Here is an 18,486-nt window from a genome sequence, read left to right as displayed (position 1 = left end):
AGTAATAACTACAGGTAATACAAAAAGCCATCGGCACTGGCAGCCCAGACGGCTCGCCCGAGGCGAGCGTCTGTCTGCACGTCGGCCTCAGGAGTCGGATTCGACCTCGGCCTCGTCGCCCTCGAACTCGATGGTCTCGACGACCTTGAGCGGGACGTCCCGCAGCGACCCGCCGATCTCGCTCTTGGCGATGCGCTGGGCGTGTTCCGTCGACTCGGCGTTGAAGATCTTGATCTCCAGGACCAGTCCGACGAGCGCCGTGTCGGCGGCGATGAAGGCGGAATCGAACGGCTCCCCGCAGGCGGGGCAGCCGGTCGCGCCGACCTCGACTTCGACGTACTCCATGTCTGACTGGTTGAGCCGCTTGCCCGCTTCGCTCACGGCGACACCGATCGCGTCGTCGATGTCTTCGACGTCACGGACCAACCAGGCTGCTTCCATCGCGACCAGGTAGTTCATATCACTACGTGCACGGTCCGTCTACTCTATTGTTTTGATCCAGGTCCGCGCACGTCATCGTCTCCTTCGCCATAAGTTATGGAAATGGCGGGCGACTCCCACTCCGGTATTACCGCCTCGGAGCCAGCGCCGGGAATCTGATCCAGTACGAGTTCATTCAAACCGTAGACGTCGCGTTTAACGACCGCTAACCGCGTTTCACAGCCGATTCAGCTCTGGGGACCCATTGCAAACACTTATGTAGTGGAACTCCCCCAGAAGGTAGCGAAGGCGATGGAATCCCGACTGTACCAACTCGGCGTGTTCGCACTGTACCAACTCAGCGTGCTACTCGGCATCTTCCTGTTGCCGGTCGCACTGGTCGCCCGGAAGGTGGGCGTCCCGCTACCACTGCACAGAGTCCTCAACCGACTCGAAGAGGCATACGACCACGCGACGCCGAACTAGGTGCCGACACAGCCGACCCGCAGTCACCCATGGCGGCCACAGCTACCCGAACGAATGCTTTTATCAGCACTGGAGTGATAGGAGAGTCCAATGCGTGACCCAGAGCCTGGGGCCAACTTCGCCGACGACCCCCTGAACCGAGACCGGTTCCAGCAGGACCCATACGAGCCCGAACTGGGCTCACTCCCCGACGCGAGCGACCGCGACGAGGAGTCCGTCAACAAGACGGGGACGACGACCATCGGGATCACCACCACCGACGGCGTCGTCGTCGCGACGGACCAGCGGGCCTCGCTCGGCGGTCGCTTCGTCTCGAACAAGAACGTCCAGAAGGTCGAACAGATCCACCCGACTGCGGCCCTGACGCTCGTGGGGAGCGTCGGCGGCGCCCAGTCGTTCATCCGGACGCTCCGTGCCGAAGTCGACCTCTACGAGGCCCGGCGCGGTGAGAACATGAGCATCGGCGCCCTCGCGACGCTGGCCGGGAACTTCGCCCGCGGCGGTCCGTTCTTCGCCATCAATCCGATTCTCGGCGGCGTCGACGACGAGGGCCACCACGTCTACAGCATCGACCCCGCCGGTGGCGTCATGGAAGACGACTACACCGTCACCGGATCCGGCCTCACCGTCGCGTACGGGACGCTCGAGAGCCTCTACGAAGATGACATGAGCAACGAGGAAGCGAAGGAAGTCGCGGCCGCGGCCATCAGCGCCGCCGCCGAGCGCGACACCGGCTCCGGCAACGGCGTCTACCTCGCCGACGTCACCGAGGATGGCGTCGACATCCAGAGCTACGAGTTCGACGAACTCCTGTAACCGGATCAGCCTCCCGCCGTTCGTCTGGATCGACCTCCCGTCGTCCGTTCTCGTCGATATCTCGAACCCCCCTGAGCGGTGGGCTCGCACGGCCGTGACCGCCATCCACAAGTAGTCCCCTGCCGACGAATCGCGTATGACACTGTTCGGGACGGCGGGGATCCGCGGCGCCGTCGACGAGAAGGTGACGCCCGAACTGGCCCTCACCGTCGGCCAGGCCGTCGGGGCCGACGGCGACGTGTGCGTCGTGGGGTACGACGGCCGGGAGACCAGTCCCGCACTCGCGGCGGCTGTCGAGGCCGGCGTCGAGAGCGCGGGTGGTACCGTCCTCCGGGTGGGACAGGTTCCGACGCCGACGCTCGCGTTCGCCTCACGCGGTCGACGTGGCGTGATGATCACTGCGAGTCACAACCCGGCCCACGACAACGGGATCAAACTGTTCGTCGACGGCACGGAGTACGACAGCGACGCCGAACGACGGATCGAGGACCGGGTCGCCAGTGGGGCAGACACCGCTTCGTGGGACGAGTGGACCTCACCCCGGTCGATTTCGCCGCTCTCGAACTACCGCGAGGCCGTCGCCACGTACGCCGAAACCCACGGTGCGACGTCGACCGGCCTCACCGTAGCCGTCGACTGCGGGAACGGGATGGCCGGCCTCGCCACGCCACAGGTGCTCCGGCGACTCGGCGCGGACGTCCGGGCGCTGGAAGCCAACGTCGACGGGACCTTCCCGGCACGGGAGAGCAAGCCGACGCCGGCGAGTCTCGAGGCCCTCCGCGAGTTCGTGGCCGGCACCGACGCCGACCTCGGCATCGGACACGACGGCGATGCGGACCGCATCGTCGTCGTCGCCGCGGACGGGTCGGTCGTTCACGAAGACACCGTCGTCGCTATCCTGGCCGAACACTACGTCCGTGAGTCGAGCGAGGAGGACCCGGTCGTCGTCACCACGCCCAACGCCTCGGCGCGGATCGACGAGCGCGTCCGCGAAGCCGGTGGCAACGTCGAGCGGGTCCGCCTCGGTGCGCTACACGAGGGAATCGCTCGTTCGTCGGGGACGGTCGTGTTCGCCGCCGAGCCGTGGAAACACATCCACACGGACTTCGGACCCTGGATAGACGGCGTCGCGAGCGCGGCGGTACTCACACAGCTCGTCGCCGACCGTGGGCTGGCCGACCTCCGCGACCCCATCACCGAGCGTCCCTATCGCAAGGTGAGCGTCGACTGTCCGGACGACGCGAAAGAACCGGTGATGAGTACCCTCCAGTCGTCGCTCCCGGACCAATACCCCGACGCGACGGTCGACACCGACTACGGCGTTCGCCTGGAGCTACCCGACGGTTCGTGGACGCTCGTTCGACCCTCCGGCACGGAGGCGTACGTCCGCGTCTACGCCGAGAGCGACGACGTCGACGAGCTGGTGTCGGCCGTCGTCGCCGACGTCGAGGACGCCGTCGAAGCCGAGTTCTAGACCGTCGTCGAGGCCGAATCGTAACCAGTCGTCGCCGCCGAATCCTCGCGCGTCGGTGGCTATTTGGGCGTCCCCGTCGACCCACAGTCCATGGATTCACTGGTCGAGGCCGCCCGGGAGGCGACCGAGTCGTCCTACGCCCCTTACTCCGAGTACTACGTCGGCGCCGCAGTCCAGACGGCCGACGGCACCGTCTTCACGGGCTGTAACGTCGAGAACGCCAACTACAGCAACAGCCTCCACGCCGAAGAGGTCGCCATCGGCAGCGCAGTCCGTGCCGGTCACCAGGAGTTCACTCGCATCGCCGTCAGCACGGCTGCTCGCGACGGCCAGACGCCCTGCGGGATGTGTCGCCAGACGCTCACGGAGTTCTGCGACGAGGAGTTCCAGGTCGTCTGCGACGAGGGCGACGGCGAGGTCACCGAGTACCGCCTCGGCGACCTGTTGCCCGCCACCATCAGCCGGGAGGACCTGGAGTAACGATGTCCGACGACGACGCGGACGAGAGCGCCGAACCGATGGACAGCGAAGACCCGAACGACGATGGCGAGCAGTACCACCTGGAAGTGGGGCCCGGCGACGTCGCCGACAGCGTGCTCCTCCCTGGGAATCCCGAGCGAGTCGAGAAGGTAGTCGAGTCCTGGGACGACCACGACGTCGTCGCCGAGCACCGGGAGTACCGCACCGCGACCGGCACCTACGACGGGACGCCCATCTCGGTCACCTCGACCGGAATCGGCTCCCCGTCGGCCGGTATCGCCGTCGAGGAACTGGCTCGCGTCGACGCCGAGTCCCTCATCCGCGTCGGCTCCTGCGGTGCCATCCGTGAGGAAGCCAGCGTCGGCGACCTGGTCATCTCCACCGGGGCGGTTCGCCAGGAGGGGACCAGCAAGGAGTACGTCCGCGAGGACTACCCCGCGACGGCGGATTACCGGGTGGTGTCGGCCCTCGTCGCCGCGGCGGAAGAGCTCGGCTACGACTACCACCTCGGCGTCACCTGCAGTACGGACAGCTTCTACGCCGGCCAGTCCCGGCCCGGCTTCGACGGCTTCGAAGCCCGCGACAGCGACGAGAAGATCGACGAACTCCGCCAGGCCGGCGTGCTCAACTTCGAGATGGAGGCCGCCGCGATATTGACGCTGGCCTCCATCTACGGCCTCCGCGCCGGCGCGGTTTGCACCGTCTACGCCAATCGAGTGACCGGAGAGTTCCGGACCGAGGGCGAGAGGAAGGCCGCGAAGACCGCGAGCCTGGCGGTGAAGTACCTGGCCGAGATGGACGGTGCCGTCGAAGACGCAGACGCCAGTCGGTGGCACGCGGGACTGTCCATCGAGCGGTAGGAGAGCATACCGCGCGACCAGAGGGAGCGCGGTTTCACGGGACGCGGCGGAGCCGCGTCCCGCCTTTTTCGCCCACGTTTTTCGAGGAGCCTTCCCGCAACGTGCTCGAAGAGCACGCGAGGAAAGGCGACGAAGAAAAAGGTGGTTCTACATCTCCGGCCACGCCTTCACGGCGCGGCGCGGGCCGGTGATGGAGTTGATCCACTTGGCAGCGATAGCCTTCTTCAGCGATTCGGCCATGAAGCCGCCGAAGGTGCCGATGGGCGCGCCGACGCCCATGAAGGAGACGTCGTGAGCGACGGCGGTGTCGCCGACGGAGACGACCGTCCCCATGTCCTCGTGGGTCCAGGTCCGGAGCGGGCGGCCGCGAATGGCGCGGGCGAGGTTCTCGCCGGCGACCTCGGCGGCCTGCCAGGCGGCCTGTGCCGTCGGCGGCGCGGGGTCGTCGCCCGGCTGGTCGACGAGCGCGCAGTCGCCGATGGCGAAGATGCGCTCGTTCGTCGTCTGGAAGTCCTGCTCGGCGTTGATGCGGTGGGAGCGCTCGTCCTTGTCGACCTCGAGTTCGCGAGCGGCCTCGCGGCCGGTGATGCCGCCGGTCCAGATCAGTTCGTCGTAGGCGAGTTCCTCCTCGTCGCCGACGTAGACGGTGTCCTCGTCGACTTCGCCGATGAACTCGCCGCACATGATCTCGACGTCGCGCTCGAGGAGGCGCTTGCGGATGGCGCCCTGGAGCTCCGGGTCGCCGTTGGGCATGACCTCGTCCAGACCCTCGACGAGGTGAATTTCTATCGGGGCGCGGTGTTCGTCGCGGTACCTGGCGATCTCGCCGGCCGTCTGGATTCCGGAGAGGCCGGCGCCACCGACGACGACCTGGGCAGGGTCGCCCTGGGTCGCGTCGCGGGCCGCGTCGGCGACGGCGTCGTGGATGCCGAGGGCGTCGTCGAGGCTCTTGAGCGTGTGGGCGTACTCTTCGAGCCCCTCGATACCGAAGAAGGCCGTCCGGGAGCCGATGGCGACGAGGAGGTAGTCGAACTCGACGGTGGAGTCGTCGGCCAGTTCGACCACGCGATCGTCGGCGTCGACGTCGACGACCTCACCCTGCCGGAACGTCGTCCCGGGGGACTTGATCGCCTCCACGGGGACGGTCACGTGTTCCTCGACGGACGGATCACGGATACAGCGGTGCGATTCGTGGAGAACTAGATGGTAGTCGGTGTCAGAGATCCAGGTGACGTCGGCTTCCCCGTCCAGTTGTGCCTCGAGGCTCTTGATAGCGCCCGCGCCGGCATACCCTGCGCCGAGGACGACGACCTTCTCAGTCATACACCGCTAGCTGGGAATTGAAAGGATACAAATGCTTTGAAAGAGCCGTGCGTGCCGCCGTTTATCTCGATTATTCATAACGAATGCCCGCCCGGCGTTCGTCGTCGGAACTCGCGAAACCCATCGAGACGAGAGCGGCCGGAGACAGTCGAGGGGGCGGCGATGACTGAGAGGTCGGAGAAGAACGAATCGAACGGAGAGACGAAGAGAAGAACGGTCCAGCTAGTGCTCTGGCTCGCCGGCCGGGGCACGCATGTCGTCGATGGTGAGCACGAGTTTGTTGCTCGTGTCGTCCTTGCCGGCGAGCGTCCCGATGATCTGGAGTTTCGAGAGCGGCGTGGGACCGACGGTGATGGTGTCGCCCTCGTGGTAGTCCGCGATGGACCCCTGGAGCTGGATCTCTGCGCGGCACTGCTCGGGGTGGTGGACGCTCGTCAGGTCAATCTCCTCGACGGTGGCGTCGGGCTGGGTCTCGCCGTTGTGCTGGAGGGGGACGTGGGCCGCGTCGTCCATGTCCTGAATCTGTAGCGCGTCGTAGGCGTTGGCGGTCGGCTTGTAGCCACCCTTCGGGCCGGGGACGCCCTCGACGAGCTGGAGGGCCTTCAGGCTCTGCATCTGGTTGCGGATCGTCCCGGGATTCCGGTCGACCTTGTCGGCGATGTCCTCCCCCTTGACCGCGCTCTCGCTCTCCTTGTAGAGGTTTACGAGCTCCTGGAGAATGTTCTTTTGACTGGGCGTCAATTCGATCGATGACATAACGGAAGGTTCGGTACACCGTTCCTTAAACCCGACGGTGGACCGGGCGGGGGCCTCCTCGACAGGATGGCGCGCTGGCCCTCGAATCGGCCAAAGCGATACTCCTTTGTCAGTCGGTGGAGGTGATTGGTACATGAACGGCCAACGCGTGCTCGTCACCGGCGGCGCCGGTTTCATCGGATCGAATCTCGCGAACCACCTGGCTGCTGACAACGACGTGATCGCACTCGACGACCAGTATCTGGGCACCCCGGAGAACCTCGACGACGCCGTCGAGTTCGTCGACGCGAGCGTTACGGACGACGACCTGCCGACGGACGTCGACGTGGTGTTCCACCTCGCGGCGCTGTCCTCGTACGCCATGCACGAGGAGAACCCGACGAAGGGCGCCCGGGTGAACGTCGAGGGGTTCGTCAACACCGTCCACCAGGCCCGCCAGGACGGCTGTGACACCGTCGTCTACGCCTCGACCTCCTCCATCTACGGCAGTCGAACGGACCCTTCCCCCGAGTCGATGGACGTGACGGTCAACACCGGGTACGAGGCGTCCAAGATGGCCCGCGAGACGTACGCCGAGTACTTCCACAACCACTACGACCTCTCGCTGGCAGGCATGCGCTTCTTCTCGGTCTACCAGGGCTACGGCGGTGCGGAGGAACACAAGGGCGAGTACGCGAACGTCATCGCCCAGTTCGCTGACGACGTCGCCAGCGGCGAGGCCCCCGTCCTCTACGGCGACGGGAACCAGACCCGCGACTTCACCCACGTCGACGACATCGTCCGCGGGCTGGAACAGGCCGCCGAGCACGAACTCGACGGCATCTACAACCTCGGCACCGGCGACGCCTACGACTTCAACGAAGTCGTGGAGATGATCAACGCCGAACTCGGCACCGACGTCGAACCGGAGTACGTCGAGAATCCGATCCCCGACGACGTCTACGTCCACGACACCTGCGCAGACGCCGAGAAGATGCGCGAGGCAACCGGCTGGGAGCCCCAGATGTCCTTCGAAGAGGGCATCCGGCGGGTCTGCGCACAGTACAAGTAGCGACTCCGAACCGCGGCAGTTACCGGAGCAGCTCCCGCTACGCCAGCGGCGCTTTTTAGCCCGTGCGCGACTGACCTCCTGTCGATGACGAGAACCGTCCGTATCGTCGGGGTGCCGATGGACCTCGGAGCCGACCGGCGCGGCGTCGACATGGGGCCGTCGGCCATCCGGTACGCCGGGCTGGCCGACCAGCTGGAGGCGACCGGGCTGACCTGCATCGACGACGGCGACGTCGCGGTACCGCGACCGGAGGAACGGGACCCCGACGCCGCCCAGCCGACGGACGGCCAGGCCAAGTATCTCGCTGAAACCGAGACCGTCACCGACCGGGTCGCTGACGCGGTGAGCGATGCCGTCTCCGACGGTCAGCTGCCGCTCGTCCTCGGCGGCGACCACTCCATCGCCATCGGGTCGGTTGCGGGCGCGGCCGACGCCGACGACCTCGGTATCCTCTGGTTCGACGCCCACGGCGACTTCAACACGCCCCAGACGACGCCGAGTGGCAACGTCCACGGGATGTCCCTGGCCGCGATCCTCGGCATCGGCCCCTTCGAAGACGAGCCCTGGGCCGTGACGCCCGAGATCGACCCGGCGAACGTCGCCCTCGTTGGACTCCGTGACCTCGACGACGAGGAGAAGCGACTGATCCGGGAGTCCGACGTCACCGCCTACACGATGAGCGACGTCGACGACCGGGGCGTCACCGACGTCGTCGACGACGCGCTCTCCGTCGCGACGGAGGGCACCGACGGCGTCCACGTCAGCCTCGATATGGACTGGCTCGATCCGACGGAGGCCCCCGGCGTCGGCACGCCGGTCCGCGGCGGCGTCTCCTACCGGGAGGCCCACGTCGCGATGGAGTACGTGGCGGACGTCGGCGACCAGTTGCGGTCGTTCGAACTCGTCGAGGTGAACCCCATCCTCGACCAGCACAACCAGACCGCCGAACTGGGGTGTGAACTCGTCGCGAGCGCGTTCGGCAAGCGAATTCTCTGAGTGTCGCCCGGAACACGGTGTCTAGACTATCTCGCCGACCGGCGCCGGCGATACTCGAACGCCAGCGCGAGTACGCCGGCGACGACGACCGGACCGAGGACGAAGGGCGACGTCACCCGGGAGACGAAGAAGTCGAAGAGGAAAACGAAGATGGGCTGAACCACCTCGACGCCCCAGACCTCCTCACTCGACACAGGAGGGTCCATCGGTAGTCGGTAAAACCACGGGGATTTCGGGACGAGCCAGGTCAAGAGGCCACCGACCAGCACCGCGCCGGCGATACGGACGAGCAGGCTCCGATACGCGGCGAGCGGTGGCTGCGCTACCGGGCGGCGGTCCACGCGATGTTCGTATCGTTTACGGGACATCGTCAGCCCCCTCGCTCCAGTACGGAATCGAACCGACCCCTGCGATATTCGAGCGCGAGCGCGACGACGCCGGCCACGATCACCGGGACGAACACGATGGGGGACGTGATCCGGGAGACGAAGAACGCCGGAACGGCGCCGACGAGAGCACTGTCTATCATGTCGACGCCCCAGTACGTGCCGGAGAAGTCGCACGTGACGTACGCCGGGCAACTGTGTCGCGCAGTCGGCGGGAGCGTCCACGACAGAAATGCCATCAACACGATCGCGAAGCCGACCCGAGCAACCAGAACGCCGTACGCGGCGAACGGACTCCGAGCGGGCGCGTAGTGGACGCTTCCCATAGTCTAATCCCAGGTTTCAGCCCCTGCCCGCAAAAAAGTATCTCCGGATTACTCCTCGTCTGCGTCGTCCTGGTCCGCACCGGCGTCCGCCGGCACCACAGTGACGCTGGCGACCTGGTCGTCACCCTCCAACTCCATGATGGTCACGCCCATCGTGTTCCGGCCGACCTGTGAGACCTCGCCGGCGCGGATACGCATGATCTGGCCTCGCTCGGACATGATGACGAGCTGGTCGTCCTCGGTGACCGCCTTCGCCGAGGCGACCGGGCCGTTTCGCTCGTTGGTCTTGATGTCGATCAGTCCCATGCCGTAGCGGGACTGGGCGCGGTACTCGCCCAGCAGCGTGCGCTTGCCGTACCCGTTGCGGGTGACGGTGAACAGTGCGCGGTCGTCGGCGTCGTCGGTGGCGACCATCGCGGCGACCTTGTCGTCGTCCTGGAGGTCGATACCGCGGACGCCGCGGGCGTTCCGGCCCATCTTCCGGACCTCGTCCTCGTCGAACCGGATGGTCATGCCGTCCTCCGTGGCGATGACGAGGTCCTTCGTCCCGTCCGTGACCTCGACGTCGACGAGGGCGTCGTCGTCTTCGAGTTTCGCGGCGATGATACCGGTCGAGAGGATGTTCTCGAACTCCGCCGCCGCGGTGCGCTTGACGTAGCCGTCGCGGGTCACCATCGTGATGGACTCCTCGTCCTCGAACTCGTCGGTGTCGACGACGGCGGTTATCTCCTCGCCCTCGTCCAGGTCGATGAGGTTGATGGCGGACTTGCCCCGGGCAGTCCGGGACATCTCCGGAATCTCGTAGGTCTTCAGCCGGTAGACCTGGCCCTGGTTGGTGAAACAGAGCAGGTAGTCGTGGCTGTTCGCTCTGAAGACCTTGGAAACCCGATCACCCTCCTTGGGGTCGGCGCCGATGATGCCCTTGCCGCCCCGGCCCTGGGGGTCGAAGTTCTCGACGGGCATCCGCTTGATGTAGTCGTCCTCGGTGATGACGACGATGTTGTCCTCCTCGGGGATGAGGTCCTCGTGGGTGACCTCGCCCTCCGCTTCGAGGATCGAGGTCCGGCGGTCGTCGTCGTACTCCTCCTTGATCGCCTGGAGTTCGTCTTTGATGACGGCGTCGAGTTCCTCCGCGGAGCCCAGAATCGTCTCCAGACGTTCGATCTCGGCCTGGACGCCCTCGTACTCCTCCTCGATCTCCTGGGACTCCATCGAGGTGAGCGAGCCGAGTTGCATCCGGACGATGTGGTCGGCCTGGGCCTGGGAGAAACCGAGGGTGACGTTCGGATCGACCTCGTGGTCACCGTCCAGTTCGTCCGGGTCGATTTCGCCTCGCAGCGCCTCCTTCGCCTCGTTGCGGTCCTCGCTATTCCTGATGACCGCGACGACGTCGTCGACGATGTCCAGTGCTCTGAGGCGACCTTCGAGGATGTGCGCGCGGTCCTCGGCCTCGGCCAGGTCGTACTCGGAGCGCCGGCGGACGACCTCGCGGCGGTGCTCGACGTAGTGCTGGAGTGTCTCCTTGAGCGTCAGCACCTTCGGCTGGCCGTCGACCAGCGCGAGGTTGATGACGCCGAAGGTGGACTCGAGGTGGCTCTCCAGCAGGCGATTCTCCACGACGTCGACGTTCGCGCCGCGCTTGAGTTCGATGACGACGCGGACGCCGTTCCGGTCGGACTCGTCGCGGAGGTCGGAGATGCCCTCGAGGGTGCCCTCGTTGACGTCGTCGGCAATCCGCTCGACCATCCGGGACTTGTTCTCCTGGAACGGAATCTCCGTGATGACGATGCGGTTCTCCTCGCGGTCGACCTCGTATTCGGCACGGACGCGGAGTCGACCGCGACCGGTGGAGTAGGCCGAGTAGATGCTGTCCTTGCCGACGATGTTCGCGCCAGTCGGGAAATCGGGTCCCTTGACGTGTTGCATCAGGTCCTCGACGGCGGCGTCGGGGTTCTCGATGAGGTGAGTCGTCGCGTCGATTATCTCGCCGAGGTTGTGCGGCGGGATGTTCGTCGACATCCCGACGGCGATACCCGAGGACCCGTTGAGGAGGAGGTTCGGGACGGCGGCGGGGAGGACGTCCGGCTCAGTCAGCCGGTCGTCGTAGTTCGCGGAGAAGTCGACGGTGTCCTTCTCGATGTCCTCCAGCATCTCCTCGGCGATGGGGGCCATCCGGGCCTCCGTGTACCGCATCGCCGCGGCGGGGTCCCCGTCCATCGAGCCAAAGTTCCCCTGGCCGTCGACGAGGGGGTAGCGCATCGAGAACGGCTGGGCCATCCGGACGAGCGTGTCGTAGATGGGACCGTCACCGTGGGGGTGGTAGTCACCCATGGTCTCGCCCACGATGGACGAGGACTTGCGGTGGGACGTGTTCGACGTGACGCCCATCTCGTGCATCGCGTAGAGGATGCGCCGGTGGACAGGCTTGAGACCGTCACGGACGTCCGGCAGGGCGCGACCCGCGATGACGGACATCGCGTAGTCGATGTAGCTCTGCTCCATCTCGTCCTCGATGCGGACGTTCTTGACGCGCTGGGCCACGTCAGGGATGTCGTCCGGTGCCTCAGAGCTCATATGTCCACCCATTCCGCTTCGGGGGAGTGTTCCTTGATGAACTGCTTACGCGGCTGGACGGCGTCACCCATGAGGACGTTGAACATCTTGTCGGCGGCCGCCGCGTCCTCGATGGTGATCTGCTTGAGGATGCGCGTCTCGGGGTTCATCGTCGTGTCCCAGAGCTGCTGGGGATTCATCTCCCCGAGGCCCTTGAACCGCTGGACCTGCTCGGGATTGCCGTTCGCTTTCTCCTCGACGATCTGTTCGCGCTCGGCCTCGGTCATCGCGTCGTACGTCTCGCCCTTGTACCGGATGCGGTACAGTGGTGGCTGGGCGGCGTAGACGTAGCCGGCTTCGAGCAGCGGCCGCATGTGCCGGTAGAAGAACGTCAACAGGAGCGTCCGGATGTGGGCCCCGTCGACGTCGGCGTCCGTCATCATGATGATCTTCTCGTAGCGGGCGTCGTCGATGTCGAACTCGTCACCGATGCCCGTCCCGATGGCGGTGATCATGTGACGGATCTCGTCGTGTTCGAGGATGCGGTCGAGACGGTGTTTCTCGACGTTCATGATCTTCCCGCCCAGGGGAAGGATGGCCTGGATGTCGGGATTCCGGCCCTGCTTCGCGCTGCCGCCCGCGGAGTCGCCCTCGACGATGAACAGTTCGGCGTCGCCGGGGTCCTTGGACTGGCAGTCGGCGAGTTTCCCGGGCAGCGCCGTGGAGTCGAGCGCGGACTTCCGTCGGGTGAGCTCCTCGGCCTTCTTGGCGGCCTTGCGGGCCTTGGCGGCCTCGACGGCCTTCATCACGATGGCCTGTGCCGTGTCGGGGTTCTCCTCGAAGAACGTCGCGAGCCCCGAGTGCATCGCGGACTCCACGACGCCGCGGACCTCGCTGTTGCCGAGCTTGGTCTTGGTTTGCCCCTCGAACTGCGGGTCGGGGTGTTTGACGGAGATGACCGCGGTCAGCCCCTCGCGGATGTCCTCTCCCGTGAGGTTCTCTTCGAGGTCGTCGAGGAGGCCGTTGTCCGTCGCGTAGTCGTTGACGACGCGTGTGAGCGCCGTCTTGAACCCCGTCATGTGGGTCCCGCCCTCGCGAGTGTTGATGTTGTTCGCGAAGGCGTGGATCGAGCCCTGCAGGTCCCTGGTCCCCTGCAGTGCGATCTCGACCTGGACCACGCCGTCCTCGATCTCCTCGTCGTCCTCGAAGTAGATGACGTCGCGGTGGAGCGGCTCCTTGGTCTCGTTGAGGTACTCGACGAACTCCCGGATACCGCCCTCGTAGCGGAATGTGTCCGACTTGTCCTCCTCGCGCTCGTCGCGGAGTGTTATCTCGACGCCGGAGTTGAGGAAGGCCAGTTCGCGGAGACGTGATTCGAGCGTCGAGTACGCGTACTCGGTCGTCTCGAATATCTCGTCGTCCGGCCAGAACCGCATCGACGTGCCGTTGTCCTCGTCGGGTTCGAGGTCACGGACGCGTTCGAGATTACCGACGGGTTCGCCGTGGTCGAACGACTGGCGCCAGAGAGCGCCGTCTCGCTTGACCTCGACCTCGAGTTCCTCGGAGAGCGCGTTGACGACGGAGACGCCCACCCCGTGCAGTCCCCCGGAGACCTGGTAGGATTTGTTGTCGAACTTCCCACCGGCGTGGAGGACGGTCATGATGACCTCGAGCGCGGGCCGGTCGTACTCCGAGTGGGTGTCCACGGGAATCCCGCGGCCGTCGTCCGAGACGGACACCGAGTCGTCGTCGTGGATCGTGACTTCGATGGTGTCGCAATAGCCCGCCAGCGCCTCGTCGATCGAGTTGTCGACTACTTCGTAGACGAGATGGTGCAAACCCCTGGAGTCGGTCGAACCGATGTACATCGCCGGCCGTTTCTGGACGGCCTGCAACCCCTCCAGGACCTGAATCTGGCTCGCACCGTACTCCCTGTCCTGTGACATAGAATGTAGGTACCCGTAGATGGCCGGGGGTGATAAATCCCCCGCCCGCGCACGCGCGTGTGAGTTGGATACCGCTGGAAGGCGGAAGGCCTTGCTTCTTTTCCCGCCCGCAACTGTCGACAGCTGGAAGGGTTCACCCCCGTCGAAGCGGGTTTGACCCGCTCGAACCCGGGACTAAACGCGCGAGGATCACTTTCACCGCGGTGCCGAACACCTTTTAATCCCGCAACTGGTAGAGGCGGCCACGAATGACCTCGCTACAGTCGGAACTCGGGGAAGAGGAGGGGATCGCGGAGGAACTGGCAGAGAGCCAGCGCGCCATCTCCATCGCCGAGTTCTTCGAGAAGAACAAGCACATGCTCGGGTTCGACTCGGGAGCCCGGGGACTCGTCACTGCCGTCAAGGAGGCCGTGGACAACGCGCTCGACGCCTGCGAGGAGGCCGGCATTCCGCCGGACATCTACGTCGAAATCCAGGAGCAGGGCGACTACTACCGCCTGATAGTCGAGGACAACGGACCGGGGATCACCAAAGAGCAGATTCCCAAAATCTTCGGGAAACTGCTCTACGGCTCCCGGTTCCACAAGCGCGAGCAGAACCGCGGCCAGCAGGGTATCGGTATCTCCGCCGCGGTGCTGTACTCCCAGCTCACCAGCGGGAAACCCGCCGAGATCACCAGCCGGACGCAGGGTGGTGACGAGGCGGAGTACTTCGAGCTCATCATCGACACGGACCAGAACGAACCGGAGATCGACGTCGAGGAGACGACGACGTGGGAGCGACCACACGGGACCCGCATCGAGATGGAGATGGAGGCCAACATGCGGGCCCGCCAGCAGCTCCACGATTACATCAAGCACACCGCCGTCGTCAACCCCCACGCCCGCATCGAACTCCGCGAGCCCAACGACCACTTCAAGTACGAGCGGGCGACCGACCAGCTCCCCGCCGAGACCGAGGAGATCCGACCCCATCCACACGGCGTCGAACTCGGGACGCTGATCAAGATGCTCGACGCCACGGATTCGTACTCCGTCTCCGGCTTCATGCAGGGAGAGTTCACACGCGTCGGGCAGAAGACCGCCGATGACGTCATCGACAGCCTCAAAGACCGTCACTACGGCCGCGAACTCGCCTGGCAGCCCCCCGAGGAGAAGAAGAAGCGAGATTACAAGGCGTTCCTCGAACAGGCCGTCTCGAACAAGGGAGCCGACGCCACCTCGCAGTTCGCCACGAACGTCGCCGACGTCGTGAGTGGCAGGGAGCGCGTCTCCCACCAGGACGTCGTCGAAATCGTCGACAACGTCGCCGACGGCGTCGAGGACGACCACGACGTCACCTTCGGCTCGACGGTGCGCGAGAACGCCGTGGACGCCGTCTGGGGGCTCGTCACTGGTACCGCAGAGGGCGAGGACGAAGACGCGCCCCAGGAGTACCGCGCGAGGGACCTCTACCAGATGATCGACGAGGCCACCACGAGCCGCAAGGACGACGCCGGCATCAAGGGCCTCGCCGACCGCATCGCCGCCAAACTCGTCCGCGAGGACGGCCACCGCGACCGGTTCACCTACGACGAACTGGCCGAGTTCGTCCGGAAGTCCGCCGAGGACACCGAGGAGTACGACGACGTCACCTTCGGTGAGACGGCCAGGGAGAACGTCCTCGAACGGCTCTGGGCCATCGGTCGGACGGTGCCCGACGACGCGCCCGACGTCTCGGAGATAGCCGGCGACCGCGACACCGCGAGCGAACTGCTGGAGGCGATGCGGGAGACCGACATCATCGCACCGCCGACGGACTGCCTCGCGCCCATCACCGACGAACTGGTCGAGGCAGGGCTCAAAAAGGAGTTCGACGCGGACTTCTACGCCGCCTCGACCCGGGACGCCTCGGTCCACGGCGGCGACCCGTTCATCGTCGAGGCCGGCCTCGCCTACGGCGGCGACGTCGAGGCCGAGAACAAGGCGACGGTGATGCGCTTCGCCAACCGCGTCCCCCTCGTCTACCAGCGCGGCGCCTGTGCGACGACGGACGTCGTCAAGTCGATCAACTGGCGCAACTACGGCCTCGACCAGCCCGGCGGCTCCGGCATCCCGAACGGCCCGGTCGTCATCATGGTCCACGTCGCCTCGACGAACGTGCCGTTCACGAGCGAGTCCAAGGACGCCGTCGCGAACGTCCCCGAGATGGAATCGGAGATCGAACTCGCCATCCGGGAAGCGGCCCGCGACCTGAAATCGTACCTGAACAAGCGCCGCTCGATGCAGCAACGCCGCGAGAAGCAGAACAAGCTCGCCACCATCCTCCCCGAGATGGCCGAGAAGCTCACCGAGGTGACGGGCCGGGACGAACTGGTCATCGACGACTCCATCGCCCGCATCATGAACAACGTCCTCGTCGAGCGGGAAGTCGAGGACGGCACGGTGAAGGTCGTCGTCGAGAACAACTCCGACACGAACGCCGACGTCGACGTGACCGACATCGTCAGCGTCGAGCCCCAGGATACGAACGGCGCCCAGGTGGTCGAGATGGACGGCGAGTGGTTCGTCAAGTGGTCGGAGACGGTGAGTTCCGGCGAGGAAGCCACGCTGGAGTACAGCGTCGACGGTGACGCCGAGTTCGACATCTCGGTCGAGGGCGTCGAGGACGAGCTGCTGACGGTCAACGCATAACGATGAGCACAGAATCAGATTCCAACCTCAACGAAGCGGAAGCGCGCGAACAGCTACTGGACCTCGCGGCGGACTTCTACGACCAGTTCGCCGAGGGCGACGTCCCCCGGATGCGGATTCCGACCCGGACGAAGACGAACATCGAGTACGACGAAGAAGAGAAGGTCTGGGTGTACGGTGACCGCTCCAGTACGCGGAGCGCCAAGACCGTCTCCGGCGCCCAGAAACTCCTGAAGGCGACCTACACCATCGACTTCCTGGCCGACCAGCTCGAGCAGGACCGCTCGTCTACCCTGCGTGAGCTGTACTACCTCTCCGAGTCATGGGACCTCGACGAGGCCCAGTTCAACAGCCAGGACGAGTCGAACAACCTCATCGAGGACCTGGAGATCGTCTCCGAGGTCAAGCGCGAGGACTTCCACATGCGCCCCGAGGAGTCCGGCGCGAAGGTGATGGGCCCGCTGCTGCTGCGAGAACAGACCCGTCGCGGCGACCGCGAGATCCACTGCCAGGACGACGTCGGCCAGGGCGGCTACCAGATCCCGAACAACCCGGACACCATCGAATTCCTCGACAACGACGCGGACTTCGTCCTCGCCGTGGAGACCGGTGGTATGCGCGACCGGCTCGTCGAGAACGGTTTCGACGACGACTACAACTCCATCGTCGTCCACCTCGGCGGCCAGCCAGCGCGAGCGACCCGGCGGCTCATCAAGCGAATGCGCGACGAACTCGACCTCCCCGTCGTGGTCTTCGCCGACGGTGACCCGTGGTCCTACCGCATCTACGGCTCCGTCGCCTACGGTTCCATCAAGTCCGCCCACCTCTCGGAGTACCTCGCGACGCCGGACGCCCAGTACATCGGCATCCGCCCGGAGGACATCGTCGAGTACGACCTGCCGACGGACCCGCTGTCGGACTCCGACGTCAACGCCCTGGAGTCCGAACTCGAGGACCCGCGCTTCCAGACGGAGTTCTGGGAGGAACAGATCGAACTGCAACTCGACATCGGAAAGAAGGCAGAGCAGCAGTCACTGGCCGCTCGCGGACTGGACTTCGTGACGGACACCTACCTCCCGGAGCGACTGGACGAGATGGGCGTGCTCTGATCGGCGGTTCCGTTTCTAGCGCTCGGCCGTTTTCACCGGCCACTCACTTTCACCGTTCGTCCAGGACGACCGGAACGCCCCTGGACGCGACGTCGTCGACGAACGCGGCCGAATCGCTCTCCAGCGCCTCGAACGTGTTGTAGTGAATCGGGAGCACCAGGTCGGGGTCCATCGCCTCGGCGAGGTCGGCGGCGTCGTGGCGATCCATCGTGAAGCTCTTCGAAATGGTCGGGACGAACAGCGAGACGTCGAGTTCCTCGTGGCCGGGGATGACGTCGGAGTCGCCGGGCCAGAAGACGCGCGTGCCGTCGACGTCGACGAGGAAGCCACAGCCGATACCCTTCGGGTGGACCGGCGTGCCGTCGGCGTTCACGTTCGGGCCCTCGGGGTCGTTGTAGGCCGGGACGGTCCAGATTGGAACGTCGCCGGCGAGCAGTTCGTCCTCCATGCTCACGGTGACGACGTCGTAGTCGAGGTCGGCCGGTCGGTCCAGGTCCCGGTCGCTGTCGTGGACGTTGATCCCCTCGAAGAGGACCACCGTCGCGTCGTCGCTGGCGACCCGGCGTATCCCATCCGGATCGTAGTGGTGGACGTGCGTGACGCAGACGACGTCACCGTCCTTCGCCTCGTAGTCCCGGGCCGGTGGATGCCGGATACCCTCAGCGTGGGGTTCCCACTCGCCTGTGAGGACGCCGTATCGTCCGGGGTCCACGTAGACGACCGAGTCGTCGCCTTCGATCCGCAGGGTCGCGTAGCCGAGCCAGTCGACCGAGAGGTCGTCGTGACGGACTGTCATGGGAGAGTGGTTCGTGATCCACCGGTATAAGGAGGC

The 18,486-nt window shown here is 65.6% G+C and carries 17 protein-coding genes; 9 read left to right on the top strand and 8 right to left on the bottom strand.

The features are described 5' to 3' along the window. Window positions 1–87: 87 nt before the first annotated feature. The gene (locus tag BM337_RS14625) at window positions 88–459 is read right to left on the bottom strand and encodes a DUF555 domain-containing protein (protein ID WP_089817386.1); all 372 of its coding nucleotides are present in this window, start codon (window positions 457–459) and stop codon (window positions 88–90) included. A gap of 243 nt (window positions 460–702) precedes the next feature. On the opposite strand from BM337_RS14625, the gene BM337_RS20715 reads away from it, so the two are divergent. The 5 genes from BM337_RS20715 to BM337_RS14605 all read left to right on the top strand — a co-directional run bounded on the left by BM337_RS20715 (window position 703) and on the right by BM337_RS14605 (window position 4,536). After that, window positions 703–906: a hypothetical protein gene (locus BM337_RS20715; protein WP_143117728.1), complete on the top strand. Its 204-nt coding sequence runs from the start codon at window positions 703–705 to the stop codon at window positions 904–906. A 90-nt stretch (window positions 907–996) separates the two neighbouring features. Next, complete coding sequence (psmB, locus tag BM337_RS14620; protein WP_089817385.1) at window positions 997–1,722, top strand: archaeal proteasome endopeptidase complex subunit beta; 726 nt, start codon at window positions 997–999, stop codon at window positions 1,720–1,722. A 136-nt stretch (window positions 1,723–1,858) separates the two neighbouring features. Next, window positions 1,859–3,196, top strand: a complete 1,338-nt coding sequence (locus BM337_RS14615) for a phosphopentomutase/phosphoglucosamine mutase (RefSeq protein ID WP_089817384.1) — start codon at window positions 1,859–1,861, stop codon at window positions 3,194–3,196. A gap of 90 nt (window positions 3,197–3,286) precedes the next feature. Further along, window positions 3,287–3,676 (top strand): cytidine deaminase, encoded by a 390-nt coding sequence (gene cdd, locus BM337_RS14610; protein ID WP_089817383.1) that lies wholly within the window; start codon window positions 3,287–3,289, stop codon window positions 3,674–3,676. A 38-nt stretch (window positions 3,677–3,714) separates the two neighbouring features. Then, window positions 3,715–4,536, top strand: a complete 822-nt coding sequence (locus tag BM337_RS14605) for a nucleoside phosphorylase (RefSeq protein WP_089818157.1) — start codon at window positions 3,715–3,717, stop codon at window positions 4,534–4,536. A 147-nt stretch (window positions 4,537–4,683) separates the two neighbouring features. On the opposite strand, the gene BM337_RS14600 is transcribed toward BM337_RS14605, so the two are convergent. Further along, the gene (locus tag BM337_RS14600; protein WP_089817382.1) at window positions 4,684–5,859 is read right to left on the bottom strand and encodes an NAD(P)/FAD-dependent oxidoreductase; all 1,176 of its coding nucleotides are present in this window, start codon (window positions 5,857–5,859) and stop codon (window positions 4,684–4,686) included. A gap of 222 nt (window positions 5,860–6,081) precedes the next feature. Continuing rightward, window positions 6,082–6,615, bottom strand: a complete 534-nt coding sequence (locus tag BM337_RS14595) for an HTH domain-containing protein (protein WP_089817381.1) — start codon at window positions 6,613–6,615, stop codon at window positions 6,082–6,084. Window positions 6,616–6,748: 133 nt separating this feature from the next. Between BM337_RS14595 and BM337_RS14590 the strand changes: the two genes are divergently transcribed. Together BM337_RS14590 and rocF are read left to right on the top strand one after the other, a co-directional pair. Then, entirely contained in the window at window positions 6,749–7,666 is a 918-nt protein-coding gene (locus BM337_RS14590) for an NAD-dependent epimerase/dehydratase family protein (RefSeq protein WP_089817380.1), read from the top strand. A gap of 84 nt (window positions 7,667–7,750) precedes the next feature. Beyond that, window positions 7,751–8,662, top strand: a complete 912-nt coding sequence (gene rocF, locus BM337_RS14585; RefSeq protein ID WP_089817379.1) for an arginase — start codon at window positions 7,751–7,753, stop codon at window positions 8,660–8,662. Between the two features lie 26 nt (window positions 8,663–8,688). On the opposite strand, the gene BM337_RS20710 is transcribed toward rocF, so the two are convergent. The 4 genes from BM337_RS20710 to gyrB form a co-directional block, all read right to left on the bottom strand. Next, window positions 8,689–9,030, bottom strand: coding sequence for a hypothetical protein (locus BM337_RS20710; protein WP_143117727.1), 342 nt, complete (start codon window positions 9,028–9,030; stop codon window positions 8,689–8,691). A 2-nt stretch (window positions 9,031–9,032) separates the two neighbouring features. Beyond that, window positions 9,033–9,287: a hypothetical protein gene (locus tag BM337_RS14580; protein WP_177227548.1), complete on the bottom strand. Its 255-nt coding sequence runs from the start codon at window positions 9,285–9,287 to the stop codon at window positions 9,033–9,035. Window positions 9,288–9,422: 135 nt separating this feature from the next. Further along, window positions 9,423–11,948: a DNA gyrase subunit A gene (gene gyrA, locus BM337_RS14575; RefSeq protein ID WP_089817377.1), complete on the bottom strand. Its 2,526-nt coding sequence runs from the start codon at window positions 11,946–11,948 to the stop codon at window positions 9,423–9,425. Beyond that, window positions 11,945–13,873 carry a DNA topoisomerase (ATP-hydrolyzing) subunit B gene (gene gyrB, locus BM337_RS14570; protein ID WP_089817376.1) on the bottom strand — a complete coding sequence of 643 codons (1,929 nt, stop codon included), beginning with the start codon at window positions 13,871–13,873 and terminating at the stop codon, window positions 11,945–11,947. Before gyrB ends, gyrA begins: the two co-directional genes overlap by 4 nt. Before the next feature lie 248 nt (window positions 13,874–14,121). On the opposite strand from gyrB, the gene BM337_RS14565 reads away from it, so the two are divergent. Further along, window positions 14,122–16,545, top strand: coding sequence for a DNA topoisomerase VI subunit B (locus tag BM337_RS14565; RefSeq protein ID WP_089817375.1), 2,424 nt, complete (start codon window positions 14,122–14,124; stop codon window positions 16,543–16,545). Window positions 16,546–16,547: 2 nt separating this feature from the next. Further along, entirely contained in the window at window positions 16,548–17,654 is a 1,107-nt protein-coding gene (locus BM337_RS14560; protein ID WP_089817374.1) for a DNA topoisomerase IV subunit A, read from the top strand. A gap of 49 nt (window positions 17,655–17,703) precedes the next feature. Here BM337_RS14560 and BM337_RS14555 read toward each other — a convergent pair whose 3' ends face one another. Further along, window positions 17,704–18,450 carry an MBL fold metallo-hydrolase gene (locus tag BM337_RS14555; RefSeq protein ID WP_089817373.1) on the bottom strand — a complete coding sequence of 249 codons (747 nt, stop codon included), beginning with the start codon at window positions 18,448–18,450 and terminating at the stop codon, window positions 17,704–17,706. Window positions 18,451–18,486: the final 36 nt, after the last annotated feature.

The sequence above is a fragment of the Halomicrobium zhouii genome (assembly GCF_900114435.1).
Lineage (GTDB): Archaea > Halobacteriota > Halobacteria > Halobacteriales > Haloarculaceae > Halomicrobium > Halomicrobium zhouii.
The sequence above is the reverse complement of the archived record's forward strand: the minus strand, read 5'-3'. Positions and strand labels throughout refer to the sequence as shown.